This window comes from Amaricoccus sp. W119, from assembly GCF_047275745.1.
In the GTDB taxonomy this organism is placed as follows: domain Bacteria; phylum Pseudomonadota; class Alphaproteobacteria; order Rhodobacterales; family Rhodobacteraceae; genus Amaricoccus.
This window is the reverse complement of the sequence record NZ_JBKQWU010000027.1, coordinates 15,649-29,320: the sequence shown is the minus strand read 5'-3', so window position 1 is coordinate 29,320 and position 13,672 is coordinate 15,649. Positions and strand designations below refer to the sequence as shown.

The window sequence follows — 13,672 nt, the reverse complement described above, 5'->3', positions numbered from 1 at the left end:
CATGGAATACGGTTTCACGACCGCCGCCTATGTGGTCGCCGCGATCCTCTTCATCCTGTCGCTCGGCGGGCTGTCGGGTCAGGAGAGCGCGAAACGGGCGATCTGGTACGGCATCGTCGGCATGGGACTCGCCGTGCTGGCGACGCTCTTCGGGCCGGGCGCGGGCAACTGGCTCATCTCGGCGATCATGATCGCGATCGGCGGCGCCATCGGCTGGGTGGTCGCCAAGCGCGTCCAGATGACCGAGATGCCGCAGCTGGTCGCCGCGATGCATAGCCTCGTCGGTCTCGCTGCGGTCTTCGTCGGCTTCAACGCGCAGCTCGAACTCATCCGGGTGATGGAGGCCGCCGGCGCGGTCGAGGGCTTCCGCGGCTTCGCCGCGGTCCTGACGCACAAGACCCCGGCCGAGATCAACATGCTGCAGATCGAGGTCTTCCTCGGCGTCTTCATCGGCGCGGTGACCTTCACCGGCTCGATCGTCGCCTTCGGCAAGCTCGCGGGCAAGATCGACGGCAAGCCGAAGAAGCTGCCCGGCGGGCACATGCTGAACGCCAGCGCGGCCGCCGGTTCGCTGATCCTCGGCCTGCTCTACTGCGCCGACATCGGCCCGTCGGTGTTCTGGCTCATCCTGATCGCGCTGCTCGCCTTCTTCATCGGCTGGCACCTGATCATGGGGATCGGTGGCGCGGACATGCCCGTCGTGGTCTCGATGCTCAACTCCTACTCGGGCTGGGCGGCGGCTGCGATCGGCTTCACGCTGTCGAACGACCTCCTGATCGTCACCGGCGCGCTGGTCGGCTCCTCGGGTGCGATCCTCTCCTATATCATGTGCAAGGCGATGAACCGGAACTTCGTCTCCGTGATCCTCGGCGGCTTCGGCGGCACGACGGGACCGGCGATGGAGGTCGAGGGCGAGATGATCGCGACCGACGCCGACAGCGTGGCGGATGCGCTGAAGGAAGCCGACTCGGTCATCATCGTCCCGGGTTACGGCATGGCCGTCGCGCAGGCGCAGGGCGCGGTCTCCGACCTCACCAAGAAGCTGCGCGGCATGGGCAAGGAGGTGCGCTTCGCCATCCATCCCGTCGCCGGCCGTCTGCCGGGGCACATGAACGTGCTGCTCGCCGAGGCGAAGGTCCCCTATGACATCGTCATGGAAATGGACGAGATCAACGACGACTTCCCCTCGACGGACGTGGCGATCATCATCGGCTCGAACGACATCGTGAACCCGGCGGCGCAGGAAGACCCGAACTCGCCGATCGCCGGCATGCCGGTTCTGGAAGTCTGGAAGGCGAAGCAGGTCTTCGTCTCCAAGCGCGGCCAGGGCACGGGCTATTCCGGGATCGAGAATCCGCTCTTCTACAAGGAGAACACGCGGATGCTCTACGGCGATGCGAAGAAGTCGGTGGACGACCTCATCCACAGGATCGACTGATCCCACTCGGCCTCGAGGCTCTTCTCCATCTGAACGGCGCCGGTCATCCGGCGCCGTTTTCCGTTCTGGCGGTGCCTAAGCGCGCGGACGACCCGAGACAGGTGGCCGGGAGGATGGCGCGATGCCCCCTTCGCATCCTCCCCCGCCGCGGCTATTGTTCCGGCCCATGAAACCCTCGGTGAAACAGGCCAAATACGAGGCGGTCCTGCGCGACGCGGGGCTCAGGATCACCAAGCCGCGGCGGGTGATCCTGGAAGTGCTGGACCAGACCGAAGGTCATCCCGACGCGGCGCAGATCTTCGAGCGAGCGGTGGCGATCAACAACCGCATCTCGCTCGCGACGGTCTACCGCACGATGAAGGCGCTGGAGGAGAGCGGGGCGATCGAGCGGCACGCCTTCGCCGGCGGCCCCGCCCGTTTCGAACAGGCCCGCGAGGGCGGCCACCACGATCACCTCATTGATCTCGACACCGGGCAGGTTTTCGAATTCGCCAATCCGATGATCGAGGCGCTGCAGGAGGAGATCGCGGCCAAGCTCGGCTACGAGATCGTCCACCACCGGCTGGAGATCTACGGCCGCAAGATCAAGGGCTGATCCGTCGTCGGTGCCTGCGAGGCGGGGCCGACACGCCCCGAAGGACGTATCGGCCACCCGTGATCAGGCGAACTGCAGATCGTCGAAGCTGCTCACGCCCTGGAAGACGAGAATATCCGCGTCGTCGCCGATCTCGACGCGGATGGCGCCCGCGTCCTCGGTCACGGAGGTGATGCTCGCATCGTCGATTTCGATCGTGTCGACCGAGTCATAGCCCAGAACGTACAGTTCGCTCGCCTCGCCGTTGGACAACTCGTCGGTGAAGACGAAGGTGTCCGCTCCCTGACCACCGTCGAGACGGTCGCCGTCACCCAGCCCGCGGATCAGGTCGTCGCCCTGATCACCGCGGATCGTGTCGGCGCCTTGTCCCCCGGAGAGGGAATCGTCGCCTTGCCCGCCGGACAGCAGGTCATCGCCGGCACCACCGTCGAGACTGTCCGCGCCATGGTGTCCGTCGAGACGATCGTCTCCTTCGTCGCCGGTAAGCGCGTTCGCGCCCTGATCGCCCTTGATCCTGTCGTCGCCGGAGCCGCCGATCGCGTTTTCGATCGAGTTCAGCGAAGCCCGGCCGATCTCCGAACCCGAGATCCTTCCGGCCAGCAGGTCGATCGTATTGTCGGACGCCGTCGCCGAGAGGTCGACCGTATCGGTTCCCGCTCCGCCGTCCAGAGAACGGCCGCGTGCGGCGACGCCCGGCAGGAGGCTGATCGTGTCGTCCCCAGCGCCCGCGGATACGGTGAGATTGGTGGCACCGATGATGATCGTATCGTTGCCCGGCGTGCCGGAGACGACCGCCTGCCCAGGCTGCCCGATGATCGTGCTGTCGGCTTCGTCGGTCACCTCGACGCTGATCGACTGCGTGTCGGCGGCGTTCCCATCGCTCGCCTGGACGACCACGTCGTAGACATTGTCGCCGCCGGCGTCGGTCGGCTGCTCGTAGTCGGGCGCCTCGTTGAAGCTCAGCGCGCCGGTCACCGCGTCGATCGCGAAGGCATCCGCGTCGGCGCCGCCGGCGATCGAATAGGTGGGCGCGGCACCTTCCGGATCGGTGGCGACGACCGTCGTCACCTCGGTCTCGCCCTCCGGAACGCTGATCGTCACGCTGTCGGCGCCGCCACCCGAGGTCACCGTCGGCGGGCCGTCCGAGGTGCCGTTCAGCGTCACCTCGATCTCGCGCGTGGAGGAGTCGCCGCCGCCGTCCGTCACCGTCAGGAGGAAGCGCTCCACGCGGGTTTCTCCGGGTGCGAGCACAGCCGAGGCGGCGTTCTCGACGGTATAGATCCAGTTGACCGCGCCGCCGGTGCCGTCGCCGGTGGAATCGGTGTGGATCTCGGCGCTGAGCGCGCCGAGCGCGTCCGGCGTCAGCGGGGTCACCTCGACGGTATGGCTCTCGGCGGTGTCGGAATCCGAGAAGCCGAAGGCGCCCGCCGTCGCGAGCAGGCCGGCGCCGCCCTCGACTTCGGTGACCTGCCCGGGCGCCGTCCAGTGCGCGTCGAGCGACAGGCCGAGCGTCGCGGCCGCGATCTCCTGCAGCGCGGTGGCCTCGGCCTCGGTGATGCCGAGATCGGACGCCGCCCTGTCGCCGGCGCCGAGCGCGCGCGGGTCGACCCCGGTGATGGTCCCGAAGAGCGTCAGCCCGCTCAGGTAGGAGCCGTACTTGCTCGCATGAAGATTATCGTCCCACCAGAGATCGACCCTGCCATCGGTTCCCGCGTCGGAGGCATAGGGATCGCGCGTCGCCACGCCCCGCTGCACCGCCAGCATGAAGGCTTCCCCGACCGGCGCGACGCCTTCGAAGATCGGATTGGCCTCCGCGAGTCCACGATAGGCGTCGCGCAGATCGTCGGTCATGTCCTCGAGCGAGAGGTAGTATTCCGGCGCGTGCGTCTCGTAGGTCGTCACATCGCCGGTTTCCTCATCCGTCGAGGCTTCGCGCGCGCCAACGACGAGGTTGGGGCGGGCCCAGGTTTCATAGAGGAACACGTCGGTCGCGGCGTTGGCGTTCGGATTGGCCGGAATCTCGCCATCCGCCGCGCCGCTGGTCGCATATTCCGCGAGCTTGACGGCGTAGATGTTGAAGGCTTCGAGATCCGGGTTCTCCGCGCCGCCGGTGGTGAAGCTCTCCGCCCCCGCGACGCTGAAATCCTCCGAGGGAAGGGTCCCGGTTCCGCCCACCTCGAAGCCGACCGTCAGCGCGTCGGCCGCCGAACCCGTCCGCTGGAATTCATAGACCAGATTGCCGTCACCGTCCTCATAGACCGTGGCCGAGGACAGGCCGAGGCTGACGCTCGACACCGAGGGGTCCGTGCCGGGCTCGAGATCGTCATTCTGGATCGTCGCGCTGATCGGCCCGGGTGTGCCGACATTGTAGGCGTCATTGTCGGCGAGCGTCAGCCGCATGGCCTCGTCGCTCTCGATATCGGTGTCCGCGCGCGGCTCCAGCGTGAAGGTCGCGCTGCTGGCGCCCGCCGGGATGACGACCGAGCCTCCGCCGCTGGTGAAGCTGAGGTTGCCTTCGGTCTGCGCGCCGTTGGCGGTGAAGCTGGTTCGGAACTGGCTGACGAAGTTCTCGAAATCACCCGTCGAGGTGTTGACCGAGGGGGCGGTGCTCCCGTCGCGATCCGCGAGGAAATCGATCGTCAGCGGCTCCGCGGTCGGTCCGGTGCGGGTGAAGGTGTAGACGAGGTTCTCCGACCCGTCCTCCTGCACCGCGGACGGCGAGGCGGCCAGCGTCACGGTCGGAAGCGACGGGTCGATCACCGGGGTGGATTCGTCGTCGTCGAGAATCGTGCCGATGATCTCGCCCGTGGTTCCGACGCGGTAGCCCGCGCCCTCGGCGAGCGTCACGCTGACGGTCTCGTCGGTCTCCAGCTTCGCATCCGCCGTCGGGTCGAGGATCAGCCGCGCGACCGTCTCGCCCGGCGCGAAGGTGATGGTTCCGCTGCCGGAGGGGAGCGGCCGGGAACTGTTGTCCTGCAGGATCAGCGTGTCCCAGGACTGGCTCGCCACATTGCCGCGCAGATCCCAGCCGGCGGGGCTGCTGTTGAGATAGTGGCCCTGCAGCGAGGCGGCGTTGCGCGTGGAGATCGCCACGTCGTAGTCGAGCCCGACCTGATCGGTGAAGACCTCGAAGATGCCGGGAACGCCGCCCCAGGGATGCGGCTCGAAGACGTTGCTACCGGTGGTGTCCTCGAAACTCGTGCCGGGCACCGGCGCGGTCAGGTCCCTGACGTTCTCGGTGTTGTAGCTCATGACCGGATCGACCCGGCCGAAGGTGAAGCTGTTCCCCACGAAGAGGATGGAGGCGGTCGAATTCATCTCGATCGTGTTGTCGGGCATGGTTTCCTCGCATGTTCGTTGGCGCTGGGCCGCCGTTGATGGCGGTCCAGTTCAGGCACCGGCGGTTCGCGCCGGGTCGTGCGGCTGGTCAGTTCGCGTGCTCGCCTGAACGCATCATCCGAGCACAGCAGTTCAACTTGTGGCTGATGATCGCCTGGGCTTCAATTGCCAAGAAGCGCGCCGAACTCCGTGTCCAGCTTGGCGAGCGATGCGTCGATATGGCCGCGCCGCTCGGCGATCCATGCATCCCGCGCGGCGATCCGGTCGCGGGCTTCGCCGAGCATCCGCTCGACTTCGGCGGGCTGCGGCCCTCCCGAGGTCGCCCGGTTCCGCACGATGGCGACCGGATCGAGCGCGGCGCGGAACTGTTCCTCGCTGAGCGGCAGTTCCTTCGGATGATCCGTTCCCGCGACGGTCTCGGCATAGATGCGCCGGGCCTCCGCGTAGGGGAAGTCGAGCGGGCCGATGCCTTCGGCGCGGGCGTGGCTGACGATCTCGGAGGCGACGTGATGACCTTCGCGGAACGGCAGCCCGTGATCGCGCATCAGGATGTCGGCGACCTCCTGCGAGGCGGTCCAGTCGCTGTTCAGCTCCTCCAGCGCCCGTTCGGGATTGATCCGAAGCGCCTTCAGCACCCGGTCGAGCCGCGACAGCGTGTCGATCCCGGCGGCGACGACGGCGGAATTGTCCTCGACATCCTTCGGATCGCTCATCCCCGGGGTGATGTTGTGGGTTTGCAGGACCGGCCCCATGGCGAGCGTCACCGCCTTCGAGGCATCGCTCCGGGCCGAATTCAGGATGCCCGGATTGCGCTTCTGCGGCATGGCCGAGGAGACATAGGTGTTGTCGCCGCCTTCCTCCAGCAGGATCCAAGGCCGGCTCTGGGCATATTGGGTCATCACGTCCTCGACGAAATTGCCGGTGTGGAGCGCGATCGAGGTGACGATGGAGGCGACCTCGACTGGTTGATCCATCGAGGAGATCTGCGAGGCGTCATAGGCGTTGTCCACCACCGCCGCGAAGCCGAGATAGTCGGCCATCCGCTGCCGGTTGAGAGGCCAGCCCGTGCCGTTCAGCACGGTGGTGCCCATGGCCGACCGGTCGATCCGGGCATAGGCCTCGCGGATGCGCTGGGCGTCGCGGTCGAGCCCGGCGGCATGGCCCAGCAGGTAGTGCGCGTAGCTGTTGGGCTGCGCCGCCACGCCGTTGGTGTAGTTGGGCACGATGGTGTCGACATGCTGCCCGGCCAGCTCGACCAGCGTCCCGGTCGTCGTGTTGAGCTGATCCGCGAGCGACAGGAGTTCGTCGCGCAGGATCGCGGCGCGGTAGGTGGCATGCATGTCCTGGCTCGACCGGCCGGCATGGATCAGCGTCACCTCGACGCCGCCTTCCTCGATCAGGAGCGGCTCGAAGGTGATGACGGTGCCCGGCCGCTCGGCATCGGGCGCGTTCCCGTTCTCGATGACGGTCTCGAGCGCGCTCGCGATCTTCGGGGCCAGTTCCGGGCTGAGCAACCCTTCCTCACTGTTGATCAGCGTGGTCGCCTTGTTGATCTGGCCCAGCCAGAAGAACTCGTCGCGCTCGGGTACGGGACCGGGTACAGGCTCGGGCGCCTGGGCGGCGGCGAGGCCGGCCTGACAGATCAGCGCGCCCGCGATCGCGAGGCTGGCAAGGCGCGGCGCGGGTCTCCGCGGGAGGCGGGCCGGTCGCGGGTGGGATTGGTGCATGGTCATCTTGTCTCCTCCCAGAGTGATCGCGGACCGCCGGGGTCATCCGGGCCAGGTGATCCGGGGCCGGGGTGATCCGGGGCTGGTGTCCCCAGCGCTTGTCGACCGGATCGCCTCGGCACGGCGGGCCGAGAAGCGCGAAACCGCGGGTCGGATGCCCGTGGGATGCCATGTAGAAACAGCCCCGGCGTGATTGTCGCAAGACGCGCGGGTACCGAACCGTCGGGAAAACCGGCGGCGCGGCGCGGGAATGGGTGGAAATGGTAACATCGGCTGCGACGCGTGTACCGATCGGGCCACATCAATCGCCGGTGTTATCCTCGTCTGTGCCGAACTGGCTCTTGTCGATCCCGTATTTCCGCAGCTTCTCGTAGAGCGACTTGCGCGACAGACCGAGCGATTCGTAGACCGGCTTCAGCTTGCCCCCATGCGCCATGAGCGCGCCGGCGATGACGTTCCTCTCGAATTCGGAGACCTGATCGGCGAGGCGCACCGGTTCCTCGCCCTGGCCGCCCGCGGGTTGCAGCGCGACGCCGATCGCGTAACGATCCGCCGCGTTACGCAACTCGCGGACATTGCCCGGCCACGGACGGGCGTTGATCTCGCCGAGAAGCCGCGGCGACAGTGTCGGCGGCTCGCAGCGATAGCGGCCCGCGGCTTCCCTCAGCAGCCTCGTGAAGAGCAGGGGAATGTCCTCGCGCCGTTCCGAGAGCGGCGGCACCGCCAGCGTCACCACGTTCAGCCGATAGAGCAGATCGGCCCGGAAACGCCCGGCGGCGACCTCGGGCTCCAGGGCCGCGCGGGAGGTCGCCATGAACCGCACGTCGAGCGGCCGCTCGTCATGCGATCCGAGCCGCGTGACGACACGATTCTCCACGACGCGCAGGAACTTGCCCTGCACATCCAGGGGAAGCGACCCGATCCCGTCGAGCAGGATCGTGCCGCCGCGGGCGTGTTCCAGCTTGCCGTAGCGTTCGCGCATCGCGCCCGCGAAGGCGCCGGCCTCATGCCCGAACAGTTCGGATTCGATCAGGCTGGCGGGCAGGGCGGCGCAGTCGATCGAGATGAAGGGTCTCGACGCCCGGGGCGACAGGCCATGCAGCGCGCGGGCGACGACCTCCTTGCCGACCCCGGTCTCGCCGACGATCAGCACATCGGCATCGGTCGGACCGATGGTCCGCATCCTGCGGCGCAGGTCGACCATCACGCTCGACCGTCCGATCAGCCGCTGTTCGAGATCGTCTGCCTGACCGGCGGCGGCGCGCAGCACGCGGTTCTCGAGGAGGACCCGCCGGAACTCCATGGCACGGGCCGCGGTTTCGATCAGCTGTTCGGTCTGGAACGGCTTCTCCAGGAAATCATGGGCGCCTTCCCGCATCGCCCGCACGGCGAGCTGCACGTCGCCATGACCGGTGATGAGGACAACCGGGATCTCGGCGTCGATCTCGGCCACCCGGTTCATCAGGCTCAACCCGTCCAGCCCCGGCATCCGGATGTCGGTGACGATGATACCGGGGAAGCCGAAGCTGACCAGATCGAGCGCGGATCGCGCGTCGGAGAAGTCCTCGACCGTGAAGCCGGCCAGATCCAGCGCCTGTGTCAGGGCGAGCCGGATGTCGTCGTCGTCATCCATCAGCAGAATCCGACCGTTCATGCCCATGCCGCGTCGCCTCCTCCGCCCGGCGAAGCTCGATACCGCCGCCGCCGGTCCCGGCGTCCGCGCAGCGCCCCCTGTGATCGCCGGAAATCTCGGGGCCGAGCGGGGTCAATGGCCGGCTCCCGCGGTTCCGCTCCCAGAGTTGCGCGTCGGAGGGTCGGCCGCAACGTCTGTCCGCGCGAGGTTGACGGAGGCACTCCCGCGGAGGCGGGCAGCGGGGGGCAGGTTGGGGGGCGTCTTGGGGGTGGCGCCCTCGCAACGTGGCGCCGCCCGGGGCGCCCCGGCGACGGACAGAGTCTGGTGCGCTTCGAACCTCACCGCGGGGCTCGGGGGTTCGGCTCGGAAAGAGCCCGGCCGACGGTCGGCCGGGCCGGTGCCTCAGGCGCCCATCATCTCGGCCTGTTTCACGATCACCTCGGCCTGCTTGATCGAGGCGATGTCGATCAGGCGGCCCTTGTAGGTGGTCGCGCCCTGACCGCTCTTCGTGGCTTCTTCCATCGCCTTCAGGATCTCGCGGGCCTCGGTCACCTGCTTTTCGGAGGGCGTGAAGACCGAGTTGGCGAGCGCGACCTGCTTCGGATGGATCGCCCATTTGCCGACCATGCCGAGGGTCGCCACGCGGCGGGCCTGGGCGATGAAGCCGTCGTCGTCGGAGAAGTCGCCGAACGGCCCTTCGACCGGGAGCACGCCGTTCGAGCGGCAGGCGGCGACGATCGCCGACACCACCGAATGCCAGGCGTCGCCGAAGGCCGGCGCGCGGTCGCCGTCCGAATCCTTGGGCGGCAGCACGTAATACCCGTCCTGCGTGCCGCCGATCCCGGTCGTCTGCATGCCCATCGAGGCGGCGAAATCGGCCGCGCCGAGATGGAGCGACTGGAGCCGCTTGCTGGCGGCGGCGATCGCATGGACGTTGGAGAAGCCGAGGGCGGTCTCGATGATCGCCTCGAAGCCGATCTTCTTCTCGCTCTTCTTCGCAAGCTCGATGGAGGAGACCAGCGCGTCCACCGCGTAGAGGTCCGCGGCGACACCGGCCTTCGGGATCATGATGAGATCGAGCCGGCCGTTGGTCTGCTCGACGAGATCGACGACATCGCGATACCAGAATTCGGTGTCGAGCCCGTTGATGCGGACCGAGAGCGTCTTCTTGCCCCAGTCAATCTCGTTGATCGCCTTGACGGTATTGGCGCGGGCCGCCGCCTTGTCATTGGGCGAGACGCTGTCCTCGAGGTCGATGTTGATCACATCGGCCTCGGAAGCCGCGAGTTTCTCGAAGAGCTCCGGCCGCGAGCCGGGACCGAACAGCTGGCAGCGATTCGGACGGGCGGGCGGGCTTGGGGGAATCGTGAAGCTCATGCACGGGTCCTTTCGGTGATCACGCAACAATCTTTCGTCCGGGTAGTAAATGCCGGGTCCGGAGGCGTCAACGCATCCGAACGTGCCGGTATCCTTTTGGACAAGACCCGCGCGCGCGACCCGTTCCGGGGCGTCACTGAACGTCGGCGAAGGCCTCCCGAAGCCGGCCGACGGCCTCGATCACCCGCGACCGCGGCGTCGCGAGGTTGAAGCGCAGAAAGCCCTCGCCGCCCGCGCCGAAGGTCGGCCCGTCGTTCGCGGCGATCCGGGCCCGGCCCCGGACCCGGGCCTTCAACTCGTCCTCGTCCATGCCGAGCGCCCTGAAATCGACCCAGGCGAGATAGGTCGCCGCGAGCTTCATCGATTTCGAACCCGGAATGGCTGCGATCCCCTCGTCGAAAATGCGCGCGTTCCCGGCGATATAGTCGCAAACCGCGTCGCACCAGGCGTCGCCATGCGCGTAGGCCGCCGTCGCCATCGCGATCCCGAAGCGGTTCGGGGAGGAGCCCGCCGCCGCCTGCGCCTTGTGGAAACGTTCCTTGAGGCCCGGGTCGGAGATGATGACATTGCCGGTCATGCCGCCCGCGAGATTGAAGGTCTTGCTCGGCGCCGTCAGCATCACCAGCCGCTCGGCGTGTCCGGGCGCCGCGAGCGGCGCGACGGTGTGGCGGTTGCCGGGCAGGATCAGGTCGTGATGGATCTCGTCCGAGACGAGCAGCAGGTCATGCGCCGCGCAGAATTCCGCCAGCGCGCGGGTCTCCTCGGGGTCCCAGATCCGCCCGCCCGGATTGTGCGGCGAGCAGTGGATCACGATCTTCTCCCGGCCCGTGAGCCTCGCCGCCAGCGCGTCGAGGTCCATTTCGTAGCGGCCGTCGCGCTCCACGAGCGGGCTCTCGACCACCACGCGGTCGTTGGCTTTGATGATCCGCGCGAAGGCATGGTAGACGGGCGTGAACAGGATCACCCCGTCGCCCCTCTCGGTATAGGCCCGCAGGCAGAGCGCCACGCCCGCCACGAGGCCATGCGAGGTGGCGATCCAGTCGGGATCGACCTCCCAGCCGTGGCGCCGGGCCATCCAGCCCTGGATCGCGGCGCGATAGGCCCGATCATCGCCGAAATAGCCGAAGACGCCATGATCGATCGCGGCGCGGAGCGTGTCGGTCACCGCGGGCGGCGGGCGGAAGTCCATGTCCGCGACCCACATCGCGATGCCGTCCTCGGCCGGGACGTCGAAGATCGGCTGCATCATGTCCCATTTCGAGCAATGCGTGCCGCGTCGGTCGATGATCTCGTCGAAATCGAACATGGGCTCACAACTCCTTCGGCTTGCCGTGCGCCATCTTGACCAGCGATCCATCGGGCGCAAGGCCCCGGCGCGCGCGTGCCGGAGCGCCGGGCGGGCCCGCGGGCGTTCGTTCTCGAGTTCTGGCCCGAGTTCTGGCCCGAGTTCGGACCTGAGTTCGGACCTGAGTTCGGACCGGCGTCCGGCTCTGGAGCTCAGCCGCGCGAGGACCGTGCCGCGCCGAGCGCGCGCCGGGTCAGGCCGGCGATGCGGCCCCAGGTCGTCGCCCCCGCGCGGAGCCGTTTCAGTTCCTCATGAACCTCGGGCAGGATCGGGAAGGGCGCCGCGTCGAGCAGGGCCTGAAGGTCGATCCGCTGGACCGGGTTGTCGTCGCAGGCCGCGGCGAGCCCGGCGTCCAGCCTGCCGATCGTCGCGAGGTTCAGCGGCGCCACCTCGCGCAGCCCGATGCTGAGGAAATAATCCTCGAACTTCGTCCCGTCGCCATGGATCTGCCGGTCGCCATCGTCGAAGGTCGCGAGCCGGGCGGGGATGCCGTAGGCGTTGGCGATGATGAGACCGTGCAGCGAGGTGGAAACGATCGCCTCGCAGTCCAGCATCTCGTCGAGGAAGGCTTCGATGCCGGCGCGGCCGTTCCGGACGATCTCGATCTCGCGCACGCCCTCGCCGAGTTCCATCGGACGGTCGCGATGGGTGAAATGCCGGATCAGCCCGACACGCGACGTGCGCGGAAGGCCGCGGTCGGGATGGACCAGCGGCAGCAGCCAGGCGGGGTCGCCATAAACGGGCGGACATTCGCCTCCGGCGTCGAGCACCATGCGCCGGGTGAGCGGACCCCGGACGGCGTGGAACACGGCCTCCGGCTCGATGACCTGATCGGCCGAGGGGCAGCCGGCGCCCCAGACCTTGTCGCCGGCCCTGGCGAAGCGGATGATCGAGCCGATCGCGATCACCCGCTCGCCGCGCGCGGCGAACTTCGGGGGGATTCCGGTCAGCTTCCCGACCAGCCAGGGGTTGATCATGTCGCCGAGGTTGCCGGGGAAGGGCCGCTCCCACCACCACATCGCAACGCGCTCGGCATCCTCGATCCCGCGGGCGCGCGCTTCCTCGTCGAAGCTCAGGCGGAACTGGCGGCTCTGGACGAACGCCCTGTCGGCCGCGTTGTCGGCAGGGTTCCCGGCGGTCTCGCCCAGAGCCTCCATCTCGCGCGCGAGTTCGGCGGCGAGATCGAGATCCTCCTTGCCCGCCGCCACCTCGTAGCGGTGGCGCAGCACGGCGCGCGCCAGTTCGGGCTTCGCGGCCGACCGCCTGATCAGCGCCGCGTGCTTCTTCTCCCATCCGAGCTTGGCGTAAAGCTTGAGGAGCCTGACGACGATCGTGGCATCGCCCGGATCAAGGCGCAGGAGCTCGCGCAGCAGCGGCTCGGCGTCGCGCGGGCGCTTCTCCCGCAGATGCCCCTCGGCGGTATCGAGGAACACCCGCTTGCGCCGTTCGGGCGTGAGCAGAACCGCCTCGTGCTGCGTGGCGGCCGCGACGTTGAGACCGACGTTGCCGCTGTCGCCGTGCTGGAAGATCGCCTCGGCCCGGTTCCGCGACTCGTTGGAGGAAACGATGTAGCTCGGCGGGAAGAGCTCGATGCTGAGGTTGTGCGCGTGGCCGAGCAGCGCCTCCTGCAGCACATAGTCGTCGGTCCCGGCCGGATCGCCGGTCCGGTCCACCTCGCGCAGCGTCCCGATGAAGGCGCGCGCGCGTTCCGAGCGTCCGAGCAGGATGTATCCCGGATGAAGCAGCCGGGAGTAGCGCAACGGGTCGAAGCCCACGAGATATTTGAAGTTGCGCAGGAAGGCGCCGAGATCGGCGTTCGAGCGAAGCACCGGCCGAGGGTCCGCGATGATCTTCGAGTCGACATCCACCCACACCACGGGACGGTCATACTGCTCCGACTTGCCGGTATAGAAGTCGATCTTCTTCCTGCAGATGTTGATCCAGCCCTCGGCATCGGCGGGAATGTATTCGCAGATGTCATGGGAGATGCCGAGCGCCTCGCACTGCTCGGCGAGCCGGGTCGCGCAACGCTCGTAATAGGGATCTCCGCCATAGAAGCTGACGACAATCGCATCTCCGCCGTGGTCGCGATCGGAGAGAATTCGCGTCTTTGTGCTTTTGAACATCTTGTGCTTCACCGCTCGAAACCGCATGGAAACTCGGGAACGCGACACCGCGACACGGTGACACGAGCGAGATCCCAATGGACCATCCTGAA

Annotated in this window: 8 protein-coding genes; 2 read left to right on the top strand and 6 right to left on the bottom strand. The window is 67.8% G+C overall.

Going from position 1 to position 13,672, the window contains the following annotated elements:
* The first annotated feature begins 1 nt into the window (after position 1).
* Entirely contained in the window at positions 2 to 1,438 is a 1,437-nt protein-coding gene (locus ACLJK8_RS13925; RefSeq protein WP_413150900.1) for an NAD(P)(+) transhydrogenase (Re/Si-specific) subunit beta, read from the top strand.
* 166 nt (positions 1,439 to 1,604) lie between these two features.
* Positions 1,605 to 2,033: a Fur family transcriptional regulator gene (locus ACLJK8_RS13920; protein ID WP_413150899.1), complete on the top strand. Its 429-nt coding sequence runs from the start codon at positions 1,605 to 1,607 to the stop codon at positions 2,031 to 2,033.
* 63 nt (positions 2,034 to 2,096) lie between these two features.
* Here ACLJK8_RS13920 and ACLJK8_RS13915 read toward each other — a convergent pair whose 3' ends face one another.
* From ACLJK8_RS13915 to ACLJK8_RS13890, 6 genes are all read right to left on the bottom strand, one after another.
* Entirely contained in the window at positions 2,097 to 5,372 is a 3,276-nt protein-coding gene (locus ACLJK8_RS13915; protein ID WP_413150897.1) for a cadherin domain-containing protein, read from the bottom strand.
* Positions 5,373 to 5,533: 161 nt separating this feature from the next.
* The gene (locus ACLJK8_RS13910; RefSeq protein ID WP_413150896.1) at positions 5,534 to 7,105 is read right to left on the bottom strand and encodes an argininosuccinate lyase; all 1,572 of its coding nucleotides are present in this window, start codon (positions 7,103 to 7,105) and stop codon (positions 5,534 to 5,536) included.
* Between the two features lie 295 nt (positions 7,106 to 7,400).
* Positions 7,401 to 8,753 (bottom strand): sigma-54-dependent transcriptional regulator, encoded by a 1,353-nt coding sequence (locus tag ACLJK8_RS13905; RefSeq protein ID WP_413150921.1) that lies wholly within the window; start codon positions 8,751 to 8,753, stop codon positions 7,401 to 7,403.
* A 381-nt stretch (positions 8,754 to 9,134) separates the two neighbouring features.
* A complete protein-coding gene (locus ACLJK8_RS13900; protein ID WP_413150895.1) occupies positions 9,135 to 10,109 on the bottom strand; it encodes an HpcH/HpaI aldolase/citrate lyase family protein in 975 nt (324 codons plus the stop codon).
* 133 nt (positions 10,110 to 10,242) lie between these two features.
* Positions 10,243 to 11,415 (bottom strand): MalY/PatB family protein, encoded by a 1,173-nt coding sequence (locus ACLJK8_RS13895; RefSeq protein WP_413150894.1) that lies wholly within the window; start codon positions 11,413 to 11,415, stop codon positions 10,243 to 10,245.
* Positions 11,416 to 11,606: 191 nt separating this feature from the next.
* Positions 11,607 to 13,580: a polysaccharide pyruvyl transferase family protein gene (locus ACLJK8_RS13890; RefSeq protein WP_413150893.1), complete on the bottom strand. Its 1,974-nt coding sequence runs from the start codon at positions 13,578 to 13,580 to the stop codon at positions 11,607 to 11,609.
* Positions 13,581 to 13,672 lie beyond the last annotated feature (92 nt).